Source organism: Streptomyces sp. NPDC012769 (assembly GCF_042901205.1).
Lineage (GTDB): Bacteria > Actinomycetota > Actinomycetes > Streptomycetales > Streptomycetaceae > Streptomyces.
Window position 1 is genome coordinate 385,357 of the sequence record NZ_JBIBCP010000001.1, and the last position, 19,608, is coordinate 404,964.

General features: G+C 74.3%; 22 protein-coding genes and 1 pseudogene. 11 read left to right on the forward strand and 12 right to left on the reverse strand.

Annotation, left to right across the window (positions count from 1 at the left end; all coding sequences use genetic code 11):
* Positions 1-51: 51 nt before the first annotated feature.
* From ACFY7C_RS01820 to ACFY7C_RS01835, 4 genes are all read left to right on the forward strand, one after another.
* Positions 52-1,089 (forward strand): ABC transporter ATP-binding protein, encoded by a 1,038-nt coding sequence (locus tag ACFY7C_RS01820; protein WP_389642190.1) that lies wholly within the window; start codon positions 52-54, stop codon positions 1,087-1,089.
* A gap of 127 nt (positions 1,090-1,216) precedes the next feature.
* A complete protein-coding gene (locus tag ACFY7C_RS01825; protein ID WP_389642193.1) occupies positions 1,217-2,416 on the forward strand; it encodes an ABC transporter substrate-binding protein in 1,200 nt (399 codons plus the stop codon).
* Between the two features lie 8 nt (positions 2,417-2,424).
* Positions 2,425-3,354: an ABC transporter permease gene (locus ACFY7C_RS01830; RefSeq protein WP_389642196.1), complete on the forward strand. Its 930-nt coding sequence runs from the start codon at positions 2,425-2,427 to the stop codon at positions 3,352-3,354.
* A 100-nt stretch (positions 3,355-3,454) separates the two neighbouring features.
* Complete coding sequence (locus ACFY7C_RS01835; protein ID WP_389642200.1) at positions 3,455-4,270, forward strand: ABC transporter permease; 816 nt, start codon at positions 3,455-3,457, stop codon at positions 4,268-4,270.
* 70 nt (positions 4,271-4,340) lie between these two features.
* Here the strand turns inward: ACFY7C_RS01835 and ACFY7C_RS01840 are convergent, their stop codons facing one another.
* The 3 genes from ACFY7C_RS01840 to ACFY7C_RS01850 all read right to left on the reverse strand — a co-directional run bounded on the left by ACFY7C_RS01840 (position 4,341) and on the right by ACFY7C_RS01850 (position 7,150).
* Complete coding sequence (locus ACFY7C_RS01840; RefSeq protein ID WP_389645870.1) at positions 4,341-5,702, reverse strand: Ig-like domain-containing protein; 1,362 nt, start codon at positions 5,700-5,702, stop codon at positions 4,341-4,343.
* A 274-nt stretch (positions 5,703-5,976) separates the two neighbouring features.
* The gene (locus ACFY7C_RS01845) at positions 5,977-6,525 is read right to left on the reverse strand and encodes an SRPBCC family protein (protein WP_389642203.1); all 549 of its coding nucleotides are present in this window, start codon (positions 6,523-6,525) and stop codon (positions 5,977-5,979) included.
* Positions 6,526-6,592: 67 nt separating this feature from the next.
* Positions 6,593-7,150: a TetR/AcrR family transcriptional regulator gene (locus tag ACFY7C_RS01850; RefSeq protein ID WP_389645873.1), complete on the reverse strand. Its 558-nt coding sequence runs from the start codon at positions 7,148-7,150 to the stop codon at positions 6,593-6,595.
* A 167-nt stretch (positions 7,151-7,317) separates the two neighbouring features.
* On the opposite strand from ACFY7C_RS01850, the gene ACFY7C_RS01855 reads away from it, so the two are divergent.
* The 3 genes from ACFY7C_RS01855 to ACFY7C_RS01865 all read left to right on the forward strand — a co-directional run bounded on the left by ACFY7C_RS01855 (position 7,318) and on the right by ACFY7C_RS01865 (position 9,747).
* Entirely contained in the window at positions 7,318-8,535 is a 1,218-nt protein-coding gene (locus ACFY7C_RS01855) for an FAD-dependent monooxygenase (RefSeq protein WP_389642206.1), read from the forward strand.
* Positions 8,536-8,575: 40 nt separating this feature from the next.
* Positions 8,576-9,217, forward strand: coding sequence for a PadR family transcriptional regulator (locus ACFY7C_RS01860; protein ID WP_389642209.1), 642 nt, complete (start codon positions 8,576-8,578; stop codon positions 9,215-9,217).
* Positions 9,218-9,288: 71 nt separating this feature from the next.
* Entirely contained in the window at positions 9,289-9,747 is a 459-nt protein-coding gene (locus ACFY7C_RS01865; RefSeq protein ID WP_389642212.1) for a peroxiredoxin, read from the forward strand.
* Positions 9,748-9,799: 52 nt separating this feature from the next.
* On the opposite strand, the gene ACFY7C_RS01870 is transcribed toward ACFY7C_RS01865, so the two are convergent.
* Both ACFY7C_RS01870 and ACFY7C_RS01875 read right to left on the reverse strand, forming a co-directional pair.
* Positions 9,800-10,183, reverse strand: a complete 384-nt coding sequence (locus tag ACFY7C_RS01870; protein WP_389642215.1) for an SHOCT domain-containing protein — start codon at positions 10,181-10,183, stop codon at positions 9,800-9,802.
* A gap of 4 nt (positions 10,184-10,187) precedes the next feature.
* Positions 10,188-10,628, reverse strand: coding sequence for a DUF6325 family protein (locus ACFY7C_RS01875; protein ID WP_389642217.1), 441 nt, complete (start codon positions 10,626-10,628; stop codon positions 10,188-10,190).
* A gap of 193 nt (positions 10,629-10,821) precedes the next feature.
* On the opposite strand from ACFY7C_RS01875, the gene ACFY7C_RS01880 reads away from it, so the two are divergent.
* The 3 genes from ACFY7C_RS01880 to ACFY7C_RS01890 all read left to right on the forward strand — a co-directional run bounded on the left by ACFY7C_RS01880 (position 10,822) and on the right by ACFY7C_RS01890 (position 13,002).
* Positions 10,822-11,043, forward strand: a complete 222-nt coding sequence (locus tag ACFY7C_RS01880; RefSeq protein ID WP_389642220.1) for a hypothetical protein — start codon at positions 10,822-10,824, stop codon at positions 11,041-11,043.
* A 14-nt stretch (positions 11,044-11,057) separates the two neighbouring features.
* On the forward strand, positions 11,058-11,978 hold the full coding sequence (locus ACFY7C_RS01885) for a hypothetical protein (protein ID WP_389642223.1): 921 nt from the start codon (positions 11,058-11,060) through the stop codon (positions 11,976-11,978).
* A gap of 244 nt (positions 11,979-12,222) precedes the next feature.
* Complete coding sequence (locus ACFY7C_RS01890) at positions 12,223-13,002, forward strand: rod shape-determining protein MreC (protein WP_389642226.1); 780 nt, start codon at positions 12,223-12,225, stop codon at positions 13,000-13,002.
* A 71-nt stretch (positions 13,003-13,073) separates the two neighbouring features.
* Here the strand turns inward: ACFY7C_RS01890 and ACFY7C_RS01895 are convergent.
* The 4 genes and pseudogenes from ACFY7C_RS01895 to ACFY7C_RS01910 form a co-directional block, all read right to left on the reverse strand.
* Positions 13,074-13,343 (reverse strand): annotated as a pseudogene (locus ACFY7C_RS01895) (class I SAM-dependent methyltransferase); the annotation flags it as partial.
* 72 nt (positions 13,344-13,415) lie between these two features.
* On the reverse strand, positions 13,416-13,787 hold the full coding sequence (locus ACFY7C_RS01900; RefSeq protein ID WP_389642228.1) for a peptidase inhibitor family I36 protein: 372 nt from the start codon (positions 13,785-13,787) through the stop codon (positions 13,416-13,418).
* The gene (locus tag ACFY7C_RS01905) at positions 13,784-14,563 is read right to left on the reverse strand and encodes a hypothetical protein (protein WP_389642231.1); all 780 of its coding nucleotides are present in this window, start codon (positions 14,561-14,563) and stop codon (positions 13,784-13,786) included. The genes ACFY7C_RS01900 and ACFY7C_RS01905 overlap by 4 nt, the downstream gene beginning before the upstream one ends.
* Before the next feature lie 421 nt (positions 14,564-14,984).
* The gene (locus ACFY7C_RS01910) at positions 14,985-15,362 is read right to left on the reverse strand and encodes a hypothetical protein (protein WP_389642233.1); all 378 of its coding nucleotides are present in this window, start codon (positions 15,360-15,362) and stop codon (positions 14,985-14,987) included.
* Positions 15,363-15,517: 155 nt separating this feature from the next.
* Between ACFY7C_RS01910 and ACFY7C_RS01915 the strand changes: the two genes are divergently transcribed.
* The gene (locus tag ACFY7C_RS01915; protein WP_389645875.1) at positions 15,518-15,997 is read left to right on the forward strand and encodes a DUF6328 family protein; all 480 of its coding nucleotides are present in this window, start codon (positions 15,518-15,520) and stop codon (positions 15,995-15,997) included.
* Between the two features lie 90 nt (positions 15,998-16,087).
* Here the strand turns inward: ACFY7C_RS01915 and ACFY7C_RS01920 are convergent, their stop codons facing one another.
* The 3 genes from ACFY7C_RS01920 to ACFY7C_RS01930 form a co-directional block, all read right to left on the reverse strand.
* The gene (locus tag ACFY7C_RS01920) at positions 16,088-17,635 is read right to left on the reverse strand and encodes an ATP-dependent DNA ligase (protein ID WP_389642236.1); all 1,548 of its coding nucleotides are present in this window, start codon (positions 17,633-17,635) and stop codon (positions 16,088-16,090) included.
* Positions 17,636-17,759: 124 nt separating this feature from the next.
* Positions 17,760-18,926: a DUF6397 family protein gene (locus ACFY7C_RS01925; RefSeq protein ID WP_389642239.1), complete on the reverse strand. Its 1,167-nt coding sequence runs from the start codon at positions 18,924-18,926 to the stop codon at positions 17,760-17,762.
* Between the two features lie 131 nt (positions 18,927-19,057).
* Positions 19,058-19,471, reverse strand: coding sequence for a roadblock/LC7 domain-containing protein (locus ACFY7C_RS01930; protein WP_389642242.1), 414 nt, complete (start codon positions 19,469-19,471; stop codon positions 19,058-19,060).
* Positions 19,472-19,608: the final 137 nt, after the last annotated feature.

A 19,608-nucleotide genomic window follows, 5' to 3' on the forward strand; every position in this document is an offset into this window, starting at 1 on the left:
TGTTTGCGCCCATCGTGAGAACGCGCCCCCGCACCGGAAAGGTTCCCGCCCATGGAGCGAACGGCGATCCGGCTGTCAGGACTACGCAAGAGCTACGGCCGGACCGAGGCGGTGGCCGGGGTGGACCTGGAGATGATCGACGGCGAGTTCTTCTCGATGCTCGGCCCCTCCGGCTCTGGGAAGACCACCGTGCTGCGGATGATCGCCGGCTTCGAGACGCCGAGCGCGGGAACGGTGGAACTGGCCGGCCGGGACGTCACCCGCCTCGCCCCCTTCGAGCGTGACGTCCACACCGTCTTCCAGGACTACGCCCTCTTCCCGCACATGACGGTCGAACAGAACGTCGCCTACGGCCTGAAGGTGCGCGGCGTCCCGAAGGCCGAACGTCTGGTCCGGGCCCGCGCCGCGCTCGCCCAGGTACGGCTCGAAGGGCTCGGCCGGCGCCGGCCCGGCGAGCTCTCCGGCGGCCAGCGCCAGCGCGTCGCCCTCGCCCGCGCCCTCGTCGGCCGTCCCCGGGTGCTGCTCCTGGACGAACCGCTCGGCGCCCTCGACCTCAAGCTGCGCGAGCAGATGCAGGTCGAGCTCAAGGCGATCCAGCGGCAGGTCGGGATCACCTTCGTGTTCGTCACCCACGACCAGGAGGAGGCCCTGACGATGAGCGACCGGATCGCCGTCTTCCACCAGGGCCGGATCGAACAGGTCGGCACCCCCGGCGAGATCTACGAACGCCCCGCCACGCCCTTCGTCGCCGGGTTCGTCGGCACGTCCAACCTCCTCGTCGGGGGCACCGCGCGGGCCGTGGTCGGCGCCTCCGGCACGTACAGCATCCGGCCGGAGAAGATCCGCGTGGTCAAGGACCCGGCCGCGCCCGTCGAGGCGGGGCACGCGAGCGCCGTGGGGACCGTGGCCGAGGTGGTCTACCTGGGCGACGCCACCCGCTTCCTCGTCGACCTCGACACGGGCGGCCGGCTCACCGCCGTCCAGCAGAACCTGGAGACCTCCTCCACCGACCTCGCCGCCTTCCGTGGCGCCCGGGTGGGCCTCCGCTGGCATCCGCGGCACGCGGTGCCCGTCCCCGACGCCCCCTGACCGCCTGACCGCCTGACCGCCCGACCGCCCGACCGGCTGACCCGCTGACCGGCCGACCGGCACCGAACTCCCGTATCCGGCCCCTCCACCCGCCAGGTCCCGCACCCTCACCGCAAGGGAGAACCACGTGCGTCCGCACCGCTCGCTCCTGATCGCCGCCGCCGTCTCCGGCCTGCTGCTCGTCACCGCCTGCGGATCCGCCGATCCGGCCGGCTCCGGGAAGTCCGGCGGTCTCAACCCGCCCGCGCTCAAGGCGCCCACGGCGCTCGGCGCACCCGAGGGCGAGGTCAATCTGATCGCCTGGGCCGGTTATGTCGAGGACGGTTCCAACGACCCGAAGGTCGACTGGGTGAGCGCCTTCGAGAAGCGGACCGGCTGCCAGGTCAACGCCAAGACGGCCGCCACCTCCGACGAGATGGTCGCGCTGATGAAGACCGGCCGGTACGACGCCGTCTCCGCCTCGGGCGACGCCTCCCTGCGCCTCATCGCCTCCGGCGACGCGGCCCCCGTCAACACCGCGCTCGTCCCGAACTACGCCGACGTCTTCGCGGGTCTGAAGAACAAGGAGTGGAACTCCGTCAAGGGAGTCTCCTACGGCATCCCGCACGGCCGCGGCGCCAACCTCCTCATGTACGACACGGCGAAGGTCACCCCGGCGCCCGATTCCTGGTCGGCCGTCTTCGACGGGGCCTCCGCCCACAGCGGCAAGGTCACCGCCTACGACTCCCCCATCTACATCGCCGACGCCGCCCTCTACCTGAAGGCGACGAGGCCCGAGCTCGGCATCACGAACCCCTATGCGCTCGACCAGAAGCAGTTCGACGCCGCCGTCGCGCTCCTCAGGGCGCAGAACGAGCACGTCGGCGAGTACTGGAGCGACTATCTGAAGGAGATCTCCGCCTTCAAGAGCGGCGACTCGGTCGTCGGCACCAGCTGGCAGGTCATCGCCAACCTGGCCAAGGCAGAGGGTGCCGAGGTCGAGGTCGTGCTGCCGAAGGAGGGTGCCACCGGCTGGTCCGACACGTGGATGGTGTCCGCCAAGGCCAAGCACCCCAACTGCGCCTACAAGTGGCTCGACTGGATCGTCTCGCCGAAGACCAACGCCCAGGTCGCCGAGTACTTCGGCGAGGCGCCCGCCAACGCCCGGTCCTGCGCCGAGACCGCCGACAAGGCGCACTGCGCCACCTTCCACGCCACCGACGAGGCCTACTGGAAGAACGTGCACTTCTGGACCACGCCCATCGAGCAGTGCCTCGACGGCCGCACGGACGCCCGCTGCGTGCCGTACGCCAAGTGGGTCCAGGCGTGGAACGAGATCAAGGGCTGACCTCGTCCATGACCGCGCTCTCCCCCTCGCCACGGACCGGCAAAGGCGACCGGACCTCCACCGGCCGGTCCGTCGCCGGTCCGGTCCGGTGGCTCGCCGGGGCCCTGCACCGGCGGCCCCGGATCCGGCTCGCCGCGCTGCTCACCGCGCCGCTGCTGTGGCTGGTGCTCGCCTACCTGGGCTCGCTGGCCGCCCTGTTCCTGTCCGCCTTCTGGACCACCGACTCCTTCACCTCGCAGGTGGTCAGGGTCTGGTCGGCGCAGAACTTCCAGGAGCTGGTGGCCTCCCCCGTGTATCGGACGGTCGCCCTGCGCACGGTCGGCGTCGCCCTCGCCGTGACCGTCCTGTGCGCCCTGATCGCCTTCCCGCTGGCCTTCTACACCGCCCGGGTGGCGAGCCCCCGCCGCCGGCCGCTGCTGGTGGTCGCGATCCTCACCCCGCTGTGGGCCGGCTACCTCGTCAAGGTGTACGCGTGGCGGCTGATCCTCTCCGAGGGCGGGCCGCTCGACTGGGCGCTGCGGCCCCTGGGCCTCACGGGCCCGGGATACGGACTGACCGCCACCGTCCTGGTGCTGACCTACCTCTGGCTGCCGTACATGATCCTCCCGGTGCACACGGCGCTCGAGCAGCTCCCGGACAGCCTGTTGCACGCCTCGGCCGACCTCGGCGCACGGGCCGGACGGACCTTCGTCTCGGTGGTGCTGCCGCTGGTGCGGCCGGCGGTGGCGGCCGGATCGGTGTTCACCTTCTCGCTCAGCCTCGGCGACTACATCACCGTGCAGGTCGTCGGCGGCAAGACCCAGCTCATCGGCAACCTCGTCCACTCCAACGTCACCCTCAACCTGCCGCTCGCCGCCGCGCTCGGCACCGTGCCGGTGGCCGTCATCGTGCTCTACCTGCTCGCGGTGCGGCGCACGGGGGCGCTGCGCAGCCTGTGACCGGCCCCTGGTGCTGCCCGCGACCGGTGCCTCGTGTACCGGCTGCGACCGGTGCCCTCGTGCGCCGGCGGAACCGACACCCGTGGAAGGACCGCTCCCGATGAACCTCTCCCGTCCCGCGCGGATCGCGCTGCGCACCGCGGCCGGGCTCGGCTTCGCCGTGATCTACCTGCCCCTGCTGCTCGTGCTCGTCGGTTCGCTCAACCCGGACCGTTCGGCGAGCTGGCCGCCGCCCGGGGTCACCCTGAGGTGGTGGTCGGCCGCCTGGGCCAACGAGGGGGCCCGCGAGGCCCTGTGGACCTCGGTGCGGACGGGGCTCGCGGCGACGGCCGTCGCGCTCGTGCTCGGCACGCTCATCGCGTTCGCCGTCCACCGGCACACCTTCTTCGGGCGCGAGGCGGTGTCGTTCGCGGTGGTGCTGCCGATCGCACTGCCGGGCATCGTCACGGGCATCGCGCTCAACTCGGCCTTCGGCACGGTCCTCGAACCGCTCGGCGTGGGCCTCGGACTGTTCACGGTCGTCGTCGGGCACGCCACCTTCTGCATCGTGGTCGTGTTCAACAACGTGGTGGCGCGGCTGCGACGGATGCCCGGCTCCTACGAGGAGGCGGCGATGGACCTGGGCGCGCACACCTTCCGCACCTTCTGGGACATCACCTTCCCGCAGCTGCGTTCGGCGCTGCTCGCCGGCGCGCTCCTCGCCTTCGCCCTCTCCTTCGACGAGGTCGTGGTCACCACGTTCACGGCCGGGCCTGGGGTGCAGACCCTGCCCTTGTGGATCTTCGACAACATGACACGGCCCCAGCAGGCCCCGGTGGTGAGCGTGGTGGCCGCGCTGCTCGTCCTGCTCTCCGTGATCCCGATCTACGCGGCGCAGCGGCTCTCCTCGGACACGGCGGGCGGCGGACGGGTCTGACGGCTGACGGACCTGAAGGCGCTCATTGCAGGACGTTGCCGGGGGCTCGCCAGTGTCCGCCGGGCGTACGTCACAGGGCGGGCCGGAGGGCGCCGGCGCCGTCCTCGGTGTCCGGGGCGGCGGCGGGACCGTGGGCGCTGCCGCGGAGCCACTCGGTCCAGCTGAGGTTCCAGTCGCCGTAGCCGTTGCCGAACGGCGTCATCCGCTCGCCGTACCCGTTGATCACGCGGACCACGTCGCCCCGGCGGACCGTGCGGAAGAGCCAGGCCGCGTTCTCGGTGCTCATGCCGGTGCAGCCGTGGCTGACGTTCGCACTGCCCTGGGCGTCGAGGGACCAGGGGGCGGCGTGCAGGTACTCGCCGCTCCAGGTGACCCGGGTGGCCCAGCGGACCTTGAGGTCGTAGAAGTCTCGGCTGCCGCGCGCGATGCCGATGGAGTCGCCGCGCATCCGGACGGTGGCCTCCTTGCCCAGGACCACCTTGACGCCGCCGCGGGTGCGGTAGCCGGCCTTGCCGGTGGTGACCGGGATGGTGCGGACGGCCTGCCCGTCGCGGTACACGGTCATGGTGTGCGCGGCGACGTCGGTGACCGCCTCGATCCGGTCGCCGATGGTGAGGGTGAGCGGCGCGGAGGGGCCGCCGTGGAGCCGGCCGGTGACGCGGACCCCGTCGAGGGCGCTGCGGACGCGGACGGTGGCGCGGGCGGGCCAGTAGTCGCGCGGCCGGTAGTGGAGGGTCGTGGGTCCGACCCAGTGCCAGGAGCCCTCGACGCGGGGTTCGGAGCTGACGTGCAGGGCGCGTTCGACCGTGCGGCGGGCCTCGGTGTCGGTGGCGGGCACGGGGTGGCTCAGCTCGGCGGTGAGGGGCTGGCCCACTCCGTACGTGCCGCCGCCGGGGCCGAGTTCGGCGGTGAGCCGTTCCCCCGCGGGCACGGCCGGGGTGCGCAGCCGGAGCCGGGCGAGGTGGCGCCGGTGGCGACCGCCCTCGGAGCGCTCGACGAGCAGTCGGGCGGTGTAGCGGCCGTCGGCCGCGAGCGGGGCGGCGCTGGTCCAGCGGGCGCCGTCGGCGCTCACGGTGCCGGCGATCCCGCGGCCCTCGTGGTCGGTGACGGTCACGTCGGTGAGGCGTCCGGCGGTGCGCAGGACGACGTCGAGGGGGCCGGTGGCCGCGTCGTCGAGGGTGAGGGTCCGTCCGTCGAGGACCACGTTGCGGCGGGGCGCGGTGCAGATGCGGCCGGAGGCCGGGCAGGCACCCACCGAGGCGGCGACGGCCCCCGCGGGGACGGCGGCGGCGGGGGCGGCGACGGTCTGGTCGACGGCAGGCGGCTGGGCCGGGTGAAGGACGAGCACCGCGCCGGCGGCGAGGGACACGCCCCATCCCGCGACCTTCTGGCCCACGGCCTTCCCGCCGACGGCCTTCCGGCCCACGGCCATCCCCACGACGGCCATCCCCCCGACGGCCTTCCCGCCTCGCGCCTCGCCGCTTGCGGTGTTCTCGCCTTCGGTCTTCCTGTGCGACGGCACCCCGGGAGCCCCTTCCGTCCGGATCCGACCGGTGCATCACATCGCATCGCGGGGCGAAAAGATGATCACCTGACCTGGCGTGGCGCGTGAGGAGCGAGTGAGACGACTCGAAAGCAGCAACGCGAGCGCTCGGGGCGGCGAGGTCGGCGCGGTGTCGCGGCCCGAGGACGAGGGTGGTGGGTGATCAGCGGGGGACCTCCGGGAGTTCCTCTCCCGTCTCCAGGAGCGACTTCAGGCTGGAGATCAGCGCCGGCCAGCCCTCGGCCACGAGGGCGCGGATGGTGCCGCCGGGGTCGAGGTCGTCGTGGACGACGGTCAGTTTCACCATGTCCCCGGCCGGTTCGATCCGGTAGGTGACCTTGGAGCGGCCCTCCTCCACGAGCCGGGCGTAGATGTCCTCGCCGATGCCGACGGCCAGGGCCCACTCGGGGGTGAAGGTGTGCCAGGTGTACGAGAGGAGGCGTCCCGGCTCGGCGGCGAGGACGACCTGGGCGGGGTCGGACGTGGTCCTGCCGCCCTCCTCCCAGACCATGGTCGAGCCGGTGGTCCAGTCGCTCTCGAAGGCCACGCCCCAGTAGCGGCGGGTGAAGACCGGATCGGTGAGCGCCTTCCACAGCTCGTCGGGGGTGGTGCGGATGTAGGTGGTGTAGACGAAGGCCCGGCCGTCGTCGCCCGCCGTGCCGGCGTTGCCGGCCATGCTGGCGGTACCGGCCCTGCTGCCGTTGCTGTCCATCGGAGCCTGCTCCCTTGCTGACGTCCACGCGTCCGCCTTGCTGACGTCCACGGGTCCGCCCGTGCGCTCACGGGCGGAGGGCCGCCGCCACGAGCCCCTCGATCGCCTCGGTCGCCTCGGTCCCCCGGCTCGGCGCCTCCTCTCCGGCGACCACCCGGTCCAGGACCAGTCCGTCCACGCAGGCGAGCAGCGTCAGCGTGCGGGCTTCGGGATCCGTGACGCCCCGGGCGGCGAGGAAGGACCGGACCGCCTCGCGCCCCGGGTTCTCCCTCGGCACCAGGATGTCTCTCAGTTCGGGGTCTCGCACGCTCTCCAGGACGCAGGCGTAGCGGGCGAGGGACCGGCGTCGCCCTTCTCCCCGGGTCCGTGCGGCGACCAGGGCGGCGAGGCCCTGGACGAGGTCGTCGGCCGTACGGAGCGTCGCGGTGCGCTCGGCCGCCGCGGTCAGCTCCGCCTGGTCGAGCTCGACCAGGCGGCGGACCAGCCCGGTGAGCAGGGCGGAACGGGTCCGGAAGTACGCGGAGGTCGTGCCCGCCGGCAGCCCCGCGGCGGCGTCGACGGCCCGGTGGGTCAGGCCGCGCATCCCTGCGTCGGCGAGGACGCCGAGCGCGGCATCGGCCAACAGGGTGCGGCGGGTGGGAGCGAGGGGCGCGCGGCGGGTGGGGGCGAGAGGCGCGCGGCGGGTCGGCGGCTGGTGGGAGGAGGAAGTCACCCCCTCTTTCTACACCTGTAGAGACGAGCGCTACGCTTCTACAGCTGTAGAAGACCGTCGAGAAGGATGAGGTACGGACCATGGGCCACACCGCCGTCGTCGTCGGCGCGGGGATCGGCGGGCTCGCCGCCGCCGTCGGACTCCAGCGCATCGGCTGGGAGGTGACCGTCGTCGACCGCTCCCCGGTCCTCGCCGACGCGGGCGCCGGCATCTCGCTCGCCGCCAACGGCATCCGCGCACTCGACGCGCTCGGGCTCGGCGCCGCCGTGCGGGCGGCCGGACGGGGCCAGTACACCGGTGGCACCCGCACGCCGAACGGCTCGTGGCTCGCCCGGATGGACGGCGCCGCGCTCGAGCGCGCACTCGGCTCCCCGATCGTCGGCATCCCGCGCGCCGAACTGCACCGGCTGCTGCGGGCCGCGCCGAAGCCGGGCACCCTGCGTACGGGCCTGACCGCCGGGGCCGCCACGACGCTCCCGGGCGGAGGCGCCCGCGTGGAGTTCGGGCCGGGGAGCGAGCCGCTGGAGGCGGATCTGGTCGTCGCCGCCGACGGGATCGGCAGCCGACTCCGTACCGCCCTGTTCCCCGGCCACCCGGGACCGGTGCACAGCGGCTCGACCGTGCTGCGGGCGATCACGCACCGGCCGGTGGATGTCCGTACCGACTTCGAGCTCACCTGGGGACGCGGGGCGGAGTTCGGGCACATCGCGTTCGCCGACGGGCGGGCCGAGTGGCACGCGGTCCTCAACGCGCCGGCCGGAGTGCGCCACGCCGACCCGCTCGCGGTGCTGCGTCGGCGCTTCGCCGACTGGCACGCCCCCATCCCCGAGCTCCTGGCCGCGACCCGCGCCGAGGACGTCCTGCACCACGACGTCGGCGAACTGGCGACCCCTCTTCCGTCGTTCGTCTCCGGCCGTGTGGTGCTGCTCGGTGACGCCGCCCACGCGATGACCCCCAACCTCGGCCAGGGCGCGTGCCAGGCCCTGGAGGACGCCGTGGTCCTCGCCGCGGAGCTCGACCGTACGGACGGCGGCGTCGGCCGGGACGGCGGCATCGACGTGGACGGCGGCATCGACGCCGCCCTCGCGCGGTACGACGCCGCACGGCGCCCGCGCACCACGGCCGTCGCAGCGGCGGCCCGGCGGGTGGGCCGGATGGGGCAGCAGCTCAGCCATCCGCTCGCCGTGCCCCTGCGCAACACCCTGCTGCGGCTGGCACCCTCGGGCGCGGCGGTGCGGGCGATCCTGCGTCATGCCGCCTGGACCCCGCCCCTCACCAGGTCTTTCGCGGGTGAATAGGTGTGGAGGAAACTATTCAACGGACTGCTAGTTTGTCCGGATGTCTCTGAAGCACGCTGTTCTGGCGGCTCTCCTGGAGGGAGAGGCGTCGGGGTACGACCTGGCCAAGCTCTTCGACGTGTCGGTGGCCGACTTCTGGGCGGCGACGCCGCAGCAGCTCTACCGGGAGCTGGAGCGGCTCTCCGAGGCCGGCCTCATCGCGGCCCGGGTGGTGCAGCAGGAACGCCGCCCCAACAAGCGCATGTTCACCCTCACCGAGGCGGGCCGCCAGGACCTCGTGGCGTACACCGCGCACCCCCCGAAGCCGACGGCGGTGCGTGACGAACTGATGGTGCAGGTGCAGGCCTGCGACCGGGGCGACACGGCGGCGGTGCGCACGCATGTGCGCGAACGGATGGAGCAGGCGCGCGCCAAGCTCGCGCGGTACGCCCGCATGCGGGAGCGGATGCTCGACGGGCGGGACGAGGCCGTCTATCTGCGCGAGGTCGAGCGGGTCGGCCCGTATCTGACCCTGCTGCGCGGCATGGCCTTCGAGGAGGAGAACGTGCGCTGGGGCGAACGGGCCCTGGCGATCCTCGCCGACCGCGCGACCGACCGCGAGGCCGGAGCGGGGACCGGGGGCGGGGCGTCCGCGGCCCGTCCCGCAGCCGAGGAGATCGGGCGGTCGGCCGGACAGGGTTAGGCGCGTGGTCGTACGGGCGGCCGCGCAGGGCTGGTGACGCCCGCGGCTACCGTGGGGTAACGTCCGTGCGCATGAACGTCGGTGACATCGTCGAGGACTTCACGCTCCCGGACGAGACGGGGCGGACCCGCTCGCTCTCCGGACTGCTGACCGAGGGTCCTGTCGTCCTCTTCTTCTATCCGGCGGCACTCACGCCCGGCTGCACCGCGGAAGCCTGCCACTTCCGTGATCTCGCGGGCGAGTTCCACGCGGTCGGGGCCCGGCCCGTCGGCATCAGCACGGACGAGGTGGCGCGGCAGCAGGAGTTCGCCGACCGCCACTCGCTCGGCTATCCCCTGCTCTCCGACCCGTCGGGCGCGATACGCGACCGGTTCGGGGTCAGGCGTGGATTCTCGCTCGCGCCGACGAAGCGGGTCACCTTCGTCATCGACGAGGACCGCAGGATCCTGGAGGTCGTCCGCAGCGAACTGCGGATGAGCGCCCACGCCGACCGGGCGCTGGCGGCGCTCCGGGCGCGCGCCAAGGGCTGAGGCGCCCCGCGTACGAGCGGCGGACACGGTGCAGTGCCGGCGGGACCGGCCGTCAGGTGCCCAGCAGCTTCGCCTTGGCCGCCGCGAACTCCTCCGGCGTGAGCAGACCCTGCTGCGCGAGGTCGCCGAGCCGGGCCAGCTGGTCCGGGATCGACGGCCCTCCCGCGGCCCAGGACGCGGTCGGCGCCCCGGCCGGTGACCGACCGGGTTGCGGCTGCGGCTGCGGCTGCGAGGGCTGTGTGGCAGTCTCCGGCGGCGGGGCCTGCCGGGCCTGGAGGTCGGCGATGGCCTCCTCCTGGTCCTGTTCCCGCCGGGCGGCGCGGGCGGCGCTGCGGCCCGCCGCGTAGGCGGCCCCGCCGACCAGGGCGCCCCGCAGCAGCGGCGCTCCGACGGGTCGTACGACCGGGCGGGCGAGGGGACGGCGACGCAGGAACATTCCGTCAGCTCCTTCCGGACGCGGCCTCGGCGACGGCCTCGCGATAGGCGGCCCGCGCCTGCTCCACGAACGCGTGCGGGATGGGCACCCGTCCGGCGACGTACCCGTCCGCCTCCCGGATCACCTCCGCGGCCCGTGCCGCCCAGACGTGTTCCACGAGCAGCATCAGCGCGCAGGAGTCGGGCTCCAGGGTCGCGCCCACCTCGGCGGCGTCCTCGGGCCCGAGGAGGTTGGCCTCGGGGCCGATCTCGGCGACCGCCTCCTCGTACTCCTCGTACTCGACCAGCTCGGAGCTCCACACCTCTCCGGCGGCCGTCTTGGTGACGACCAGCGAGTCGATCAGGCGTACCTGACCGGCCCGCCGCAGGTCGGCGATGGCGGTCACCGCGGCGACCTTGAGCCGTTCGCCGGGAAAGGCGAGCACCAGACATTCCACCGGTCCCATGTGACTCCCTCTCGGACGGGCGCGGTGCGCTCCGCGTACGCGGGACGCCCCGCCCATCCGACCACGGCCGACGCCGGACCGCAGCCGGAGCGGACCCGAGGTGCGGGGCGGCGGGCGCTGGGCAACACTCGCTGGTACGCGAGGCCCCTCAGGCGCGCGGAAGCGCGAACGGGAACGGGAACGGAGTGCAGGCGTGCCGGTCGATGTCATCGCCCGCGGCGCGGGCGTGAGCGCCCGTGAGGTGAAACAGGGCGGGGAGAGCACGGCGGCCGGCACGGCGACTCCGGTCGACGGCAGCGGCAGCGGCAGCGGCGGCGGCAGCGCGCACGAGGCCGTGCGGCGGGCCGGTTTCCGCGGCGGGGACGCCCCCGCGGGCGGGGAGCCCGAGCGGGCGAAGGCATGGGGCCTGCCCTGAGCAGTTCACACGGCGTGGAGGAGACGCCGGCCCGGCTCGCCAGGTCGCTGCTGCGCGAGGCGACGGCCGAGCCCGGCCGGTTGCCCGAGCTGATCGCCTCGGCCGCACCGCGCCGGCTCGGCCCGCGGGCCGAGCGGTCGGTACGGCGGTTGCGGCGCGACCTGCCGGATGCGAGTCCGGTGGAGCTGCGGGCCCGCGTGGTGGCGCGCGGCGGGCGGGCGGTGGCGGCCGAGGGCGCGTTCGTGGGCGGGCCGTTCCTCGTGCTCGTACCGTTCGCGTTCTGCGCGGCCCTGCTGTCGCAGGCGCGGACGGTCCTGGAACTGGCGGCCCTGGAGGGCCGGGACCCGGCGGACCCCGCTCGCGGTGCCGAACTCCTCGTCCTCCAAGGGGTGTACGGGAGCACCGAGGCCGCCCGTGCCGCGCTCGCCCCTTCGGGAGCCGGCGCAGGGTCCGGGGCCCGAGGGCGGCGGCCGGGTCGGTTCGCCGCCCTGTGGGATCTCAGCGTGCGGATGGCCCGGCTGCTCGGCGTGGTGACGCCCGCGGGGGACAGTGGCGGACTGCTCGTGCGGCTCGGCGGGTGGGTGCTCTCCGGAGCCGTGTTCCTGGTCGGTCTCGTGGCGCCGCTGGTGTGGCTGCCGTACCTCGCCTTCACGTATCACCGCAGCACGGCCCGGCTCATGGACCGGGCGACGGTCTTCTACGCGGGGGCGCCCGCTCCGCGCCGCACCGGCCGTTTCGCTCCGGCGATGCTCCTCGCCCTGGCGCGGGCGTTGCTGTCGCTGCTGGTACCGGCCGCGGCGGTGGCCGTCGTCGTCATCACGGACGCGCGGATCGCCGGCGGCCGGTGGCCGGTCCTCGGGATCGTCCTGTCCACGACCTCGGTGGCGGTCGGCGGCTGGTGGCTGGGGCGCCGCTGGCACCGCCGCCGCGGGTGATCCGCCCCCCTCGGTCGGCCGGCCCGGACGCGGGAGGGTGACCATGGGGCCGTGGCCGGCGAGGATGATCCACCCGTGCCCGCTGCGGACGGCCTGCCGGCCGCGCGGTGCGGTGCGCGAGCCACGGGAGGTCGACCCGACCCTCACCCGTCTCCTGCGATCCAGAGAGCCATGGCGCAATCCACTCGAATATTGCATAGTGATGCGGCGAATCCACCTCAGGATCAGTGGCAGGAGTGGGCGGATGGGTACGGCGCACGGAGCGGTGCGCGGGTCGGCGGGCGCGGTCCGCGGGCTCGCCCTCGACATCGGCAGCTCCCGTACGCGGGTGTGGGCGCCGGGCCTGGGTGTGCTCGCGGACGTCCCGAGCGGCCCGGTCCGGCGCGGCCGGGTCACCGACGCCGCGCCGCACCGGCTACTGCTGCGGAAGGTGGCCGATCGGGCGTTCGGCGGCGCCGTGCCCGCCGAGGGCCTCGGGGACACCGTCGTCATGCTCTGCCACCCCGTCCTCGCGGGGCAGGAGCAGCGGGAAGCGGCCCGCGGGGTGGTGGCCGCGCTCGGGCCCGCCCGGGTCGTCTCGGTGGACAGCGCGCGAGCCGCCGCGGCCTACGCGGGTCCGGCGGACGGCGGGCCGCTGCTCGTGGTGGACCTGGGCGCGGAGCTCACCGAGGTGACCCTGCTCGTCGACGGCCTCGTCCAGGACGCCCGGCTGGCCGAGGTCGGTCTCGACGACCTTCCGGAGCCGGCCGGTTCGCCGGCCGCGGTCGTGGACACCGCCGCGGACATGGTGAGGGATCTGTGGCGGCGCGACCGCACCGGCGCCGTCCGGGGAGCGCTGCGCCGCGGCGTCCTCGTCACCGGCGGCGGCGCCTTGCGCCTCGACCTGACGAGCCGGCTCGCCCTCCGGCTCGGCGTCCGCCTGCGCCTCGCCAACGACCCCGCCACCAGCGCCGTCCGCGGCGCGGGCCTGCTGCTGTCGTCGGCCCTCCGCGCCCAGGGCACGGACGGCGGCTGGTCGGCCTAGCCGGTGACCGAGGGCGGCACCTCGACGGCGAGGAACAGGAAGCAGGGTGCGGCCGCGAGGTTCCGGAAGCCGCCCCAGTCCTCCAGGTGGTGCGGAACGAGCGACGCGACCACGGCGTCGAATGCTCCGTCGGCGAACGGCAGTGGGTCGCGGAGGTCGACCCGGTGCGGGTCCGCGGCGGCCCCGAGCCGCCGCCTCCCCGACGCCGGCATCCCGGCGCCGGCGTCGATCCCGGTGACGACCGCGCCGCGGTCGCGCGGTGCGGCGGACAGCGGGCCCGAGCCGCGACCGGCGTCCAGGATCCGCCGGCCGTCCACGTCTCCGGCGAGGGCGCTCCGCGCCGCGCACGAGCACCCGCCCGTCCGCCGCGCGGTCGCGGGACGGACGGGAGGGTGGCCGGAGGGCGACCGGGATCAGCAGCCGGTGGCCCAGATGTGGGAGTCGCCGCGGTCGTTGGCGGCGCCGTTGTAGCCGACCTCCTGGCCGGGGGCGAGGCAGATCGTCATGGAGCCGCCCTGCCAGGCGGACTCGTAGACCCGGACGTGGTCCTTGATGCCGGCACCCGAGATGCCGTGGTTGGCCCAGGACGAGTCGGTGTCGGAGATCCAGCTCTCCCACCAGCCGTCGTCACCGCTCCAGTTGGCCCGCTGTCCGCCGAAGTTGGCGTCCTGCCACACGCAGAAGTGCCCGGACGGGCACTCGGCGGCCGTGGCCGGTGCGGTCAGGGCGAGGCCGCCGGCGAGGGCGAGGACTGCCGCCGCTGCGGGGCCGAGGAGTCGCTTCATGAAGCGTCGTTGCCTTTCGTGTCGGTGGAGTGCGCGGACAGCTGCGCTGCCCGCAGCAGTGCGCGGGAGCGCAGCTGCTCGTAGGTGGCGACCTGGTCGCGGTGCAGGGTGCGTACGGTGGCCAGCTCGGCGGGTTCGAGCCGGGCCCGTACGTCGGCGAGCCCGCTCTCGCGGGTGCAGCGGTCGGCGACGACCGGGTCGGGGCGGCCGGTGCGCGGGCCGCCCGAGGGGGCGGCGCAGCGGGTCCAGCGGTCGAGGGCGGCCCGGTGCGCGGGGTCGTCCTTCATCCGGGCGTGGGCCTCGGCGCGCAGGTTGTCGACGGTGACCTGGGCGCGGAACCAGCGGTTCTGGTCGCCGTAGAGGTTCGCGCGCGCGGTGGCGACGCAGCCGTCGCTGTTGGCGGTCACGGTGAGGCCGGTGGCGAGGGTGAGCGAGAGCTCCCGGGGGTCCTTGCCGAACAGGGCGGTCTGCAGACGGGGATCCTCGGCGGGCGCTCTGGCCTGGGAGGACGGCCTCAGGGTGAGGCCCTGCGCGCCGAGGCACTCGACGACGAGCCGGTGTTCGGCGGCCTTCAGGATCCGGTCCTGCTCCTGCCGGGACGGCGGCGCGGCGGCGGGGGCGGCGGGTTCGGGGCGTACGGTGGCGCACCCGGCGAGGACGAGGGCGGCACTGGCGGCGGTGATCGCGCGGCGGGTGCGTGGCGCATGGTTCCCCCTGGTGGCGGGCCTGGCGGCGGTGGCCGGCGGTGTGATCGCGGCCGGTTTCGTGGCGATCAATGCCCGGTGCCGGACGGGCCATGCGAGGGGACACGGCGACTCACCCGAAGGGGTCGAATGCGCCGGAGCGCGCGCCGCCAACAGGGTGTTCGAGGGTCTCGCGAGGAGCCGGGGGGCCGCGGGCGGTGTGCCGGGAGACGACAAAGCCCCGGTTGGACGGGGGATTCCAACCGGGGCCGATTGCCGTGACGCAGGAAGGGCGGTCGCCTCTGGGGGGGACCTTGGGGACCGGGCCCCTTCGCCGTCACATACAGATGAACGATAAACCATTCCTCATTGTTCCGGGGTGTCCCCTGTGTCGGATGTGAGTCACCTCACCCTGTTTGACCTCATCGGCTCCCTGGCCGAAGCCGGGTCCTTCGGGCACGACGGCCCCGGGCGGCGCCCGTCCGCTCCGCCCGGGGGGTCTCGGCCGTCCTGGTCAGCGGGATGCGAGGAGGAGCCGCGCCTCGGTCTCCTGATCACCGGAGACGGATTGCAGGGACTGGATCTCGAACGTCCGGGCCAGGACCTTCTCCACCTCGTCGACGGCGTGGTAGCCGCCGGTGAGCAGCGCGCCGACCATTCCGGTGAGCCGGACGGGTGGGGTCTCCTCGTGGCGGCCGCCGGCCGTGTCGAACGTGGCCATCCAGACGGTGGGGGCGGGCCCGGTGACCGCCTCCGGGCCCGGTGCCGTCACGTCCTCGAGCTGGTAGGTGCGGTCGAGGACGTCGAAGACGGCCTGGGCGTCCTCCCGGCAGCAGTCGCTCAGCTGCACGGTGACATCGGTGTCGATGTGCAAGTCGTACACGTCGCTCATCTCCTCGTGTGCCGCTTCCAGCATCCCTCGCGGCGGCGCGTCCCGCGAGGTTCGTGTCACCGTGGAGGGAGGGGACGGAGCGCGACCCGGGAGGCGGCGTGGCCGGAGGCGGAGAGGGATCCACGAAGCGCGACGACGGATGGGACGCCGACGGCCTGTACCGGGGCCGGCACGAGACGCCCGAGGAGAACGCGGACCGGCGCTGGACCGAGCTGATGCAGGAGATCCGGGTCGCCCAGACGGGCGTACAGATCCTCTTCGGTTTCCTCCTGACGGTCGTCTTCGCCCCGCGCTTCCCCGAGCTTCCGCAGAGCGACAAGGTGATCTACATCGTCACCGTCTCGCTGGGCGCCGCGGCGACCGGGGCGCTGATCGGCCCCGTTTCCTTCCACAGAATCGTCACCGGGCGCCGGATCAAACCCCGCGCGGTGGTGTGGGCGTCGCGGCTCACCTTCGTGGGCCTCGTGCTGCTGCTGGCCACCCTGGGTACCGCGCTGCTGCTCGTGCTGCGCGTGGCCACCGGCGCGAGCTACGTCCCCTGGCTGGTGGCCGGGCTGCTGGTCTGGTACCTCCTGTGCTGGTTCGTGCTGCCCCTGTGGGTGCGGCACCGTCACACGAGCCGCCCGCACGACTGACGGCACGGCCACGCCTGCCGGCGGACGGCAGGGTGGCAGGGCGGCAGGGCGGCGGCTGAGGACAGGGCGCGGCTGGCGGCAGGCGGTGGCTCACCCTCCGGCGAGGACCCGCTCGACGGTGTCCGCCTCGGCGGCGGGCTTGTCGGGGCGGTGGCGTACGACACGGGCGAACCGCAGCGTCACTCCGGCCGGGTAGCGGGTGGAACGCTGGAGCCCGTCGTAGGCGATCTCGACGACCAGCTCCGGTCGCACCCGGACGGTGAAACCGTCGTCCGACACCGCGAGTTCGCCCAGCCGCTCGGTCTGCCAGCGCAGCATCTCGTCGGTGAGCCCCTTGAACGTCTTGCCCAGCATGACGAACGTGCCGTCGGCGGCGCGGGCCCCCAGGTGGAGGTTGGACAGCAGTCCGGTGCGCCGCCCGTGGCCCCGTTCCGCGGCGAGGATCACGAGGTCGAGGGTGTGGACGGGCTTCACCTTGAGCCAGGTGCGCCCCCTGCGCCCGGCGACGTAGGGCGCGTCGAGCGCCTTGACGAGGACGCCCTCGTGACCGCGGGCCAGGGTGTCCCGGAAGAACCGCTCGCCCGCGTCCACCGCGGCCGGGTCGCCGGGGTCGTCGACCACCGTGCGCCGCACGCGCAGCGGCTCGGGCAGCAGCCGGGCCAGGACGGCGTGCCGCTCGGTCCCCGGCCGGTCCACGAGGACCTCGCCGTCCGCCGCGAGGACGTCGAAGAAGACCGGTGAGAGCGGCAGGGCCGCCCGCGCGGTGGCCACGTCGAGGCGGGAGCCGACGCGGGAGGCGATGTCCTGGAAGGCCAGGGGGCGGCCCGTGGCCGGGTCCAGCGCGATCACCTCCCCGTCCAGGACGAACGCGTCGCCCTCCGTCTCCCGGGCGGTGGCGACGACCTCGGGGAGCCGGTCGGTGATGTCGTCGAGGGAGCGGGTGTAGACACGGACCTCGTCGCCGCGCCGGTGGACCTGGACGCGGATCCCGTCGAGCTTCTCCTCGACCACACAGGGCCCGAGAGCCGCGACGGCCTCGGTGACGCTGCTCGCGGTGTGGGCGAGCATCGGCTGCACGGGGCTGCCGACCCGGAGGGTGAAGCGCTCCAGGGCGGCCGGCCCCTCGGCGAGGACGGCCCGGGCCACCCGCGGCAGCGACCCTTCGAGCATGACGGCCCGCCGCAGCTCCTCGGGCGGGACCGCGGCCGCCTTCGCGACGCCTTCGAGGGCGACGGCGTCGAGGGCGCCCTGACGGACGTCCCCGGAGAGCAGCCGGAGCAGGAACTCCTGCTCCGGCAGGGTCGCGGCGGCCAGCAGGTCACGCATCAGACCGGTCCGCCGGGCCTGCGCCCCGGCCCCGGCGACGGCCGCCAGAGTGGTCATCGCGGCATCGGTGTCGGCCAGGGTGAGCGCGGGTCGCGGCGCGGGCGGCACGGCCGGCGGGAGCACGTTCTTGAGCACGCTCCAGCCCACGCCGATCCGGCCCTGCGGGAGCCGACCGGAGAGATAGGCGATGACGAGCGGACTCTCCTCGGGCTCGGCCTCCACGAACAGCTCGGCGAGCAGTCCGATCTTCCGCGACCGCGCCGAGGTGGCGGCAACCTGACCCGACACGTCGGCGACTCGGGCAAGGAGCATGCGCCCATCGTGCCCGCGCACACCACACCCCGCACCCCGACCACCACATTCCGCCCGCCCGCCGCCCGCCGCCCACCGCGACCCGGGCCCCCGCGAGATCGACGAGATCGGCAAGGCAGCCCCCCTAGCGAGGCGCGGCCTCCTTTCGCCTGCGCAGCCGATCGAGGAGGCCGCGGCGGATCCGCCGCCCGGGCGGGCGCGTGACGGCCGCCGGACGAGCGGGCCCGGCCGGTCCGGGCCACGGGGCGGCGGCGCGCCCACCGGAAGCCGGGAGCGCGGCCTCCGTCCGTACCGCAGGCGCGGCGGGCCGGGACGACACCAGAGGTGCGGCGGGCCGGGGCGGGAGGAGGGGCGTGGCGGGCATGGCACGAGGTGTCGTGATGCCGGGGCGCGGTGCCTGGCGTTCGGCGCGGGCCTCGTCCAGGGCGAGGGCGAGGCTCATCCGGTGCCAGAGGATCTCGTCCGGATCGTCCGCGAGCAGCAGACGGTCGGCGATCTCGCGCGCGGCCGGGGCGCTGGGCCGCCAGCTGGGCGGCGCCGGGCGCAGCCGGTCCAGGTAGGCGCGCTCGAAGGGGTCGTCGACGACCTCGGCCAGCTGTGCGGGGGCGAGGAGCGAGGCGATGGCGGCCGTGCGCGCCCAGGGGTCGTCGTCGGCCCGCAGCAGTATCCCGAGCCGTCGGGCCCGCCAGTTGCGGGGCCGCCAGTCCTCGCCGGCGTCGGACCGGGTGCGGATGTCCAGCGCCAGCCGGCCGCTGAGGAGCCCCGGGTGCGTCAGGGCGAACTCGCTCAGTTCGGCGGCCGGATAGAGCCAGACCACCGCCTTGTAGCGGTTGACGTAGAACCGCACGGGGCTGAAGTGGCCCGTCTTGGCCAGCCGGGCGAAGCGGTCCATGGTGACCGAGAGCAGCCGCGCGCCCTCGGTCGCACCGACGGCGCGGACCCGGTCGCGCAGCCCGTCCGGGAAGTCCGGGGCCGCTCTGAGCCGCGCGATCTCGCTCCGGGCCACGCGCCGTCGTGCCGCGTCCCCGGACAGGTCCGCGGCCCGGGCACCCGTTCCGAAGCCGCGGCCCGTACCGGCACGGCCAAGCACCAAGCCTGCGCCCTGGCCTTGGCCTCGGCCGGGGCCGGGGCCGGGCATCGTGCGGACGAGTCCGAGGTGGACCGCCAGCTGGAACTCGTCGCGCCTGAGTCCCAGTTCCTGCGCCGCCCGCCCCGGCGCCACCGTGCCCCCGTCCTCGGGCTCCGTCCCGGTCTCGGTCTCGGTCTTCTCTGTCGTCGCGTCCATGGTCATGCGGTCGGTCCTCCCCCGTGCGTCGTCCGGCGTCGTTCGACTCGATCACTTTCCGCGACGACCGTAACGCACGGTGACGACATTCCGCTCGCCCTGTGGATAACTCCCGGGACGAACGCCCCGGACAGGGTTCAGAGTTCGCTGGCCGCCCGGTGGCCGGGCTGCCGTGCCGCCACTCCGAGGTGCTCACCGACCCGGTTCACCAGCAGCGTCATCTCGTAGGCGACCTGGCCGACGTCGGCCTCGGCGGCGCTCAGCACGCACAGGCAGCTGCCCTCGCCGGCCGCCGTCACGAACAGCAGTGCCTCGTCGAACTCGACCATCGTCTGCCGCGCCCGGCCCGCCTTGAAGTGCCGCCCCGAACCACGGGCCAGACTGTGCAGGCCGGAGGAGACCGCTGCCAGGTGCTCGGCGTCCTCCCGCTCCAGGTCGCTGCTCGCCCCCGTCACCAGCCCGTCGTTCGACAGCACCAGCGCGTGCCGTATCGAGGCGACCCGTCGGGTCAGGTCGTCGAGCAGCCAGTCGAGTTCCTTGTCCAGCGCCATGCCTGTCCTCCCCCTGTCGGTGCATGCGTCGGTTCAGCCTTACGCACTGTCGTGGACAGGGCAAGGACTCGCCCCGCCGCCGTGTCCTTTCGTGTGCCCGTGCCCGTGCCCTCTGGCCATTGGCCCGATGCCCCGCT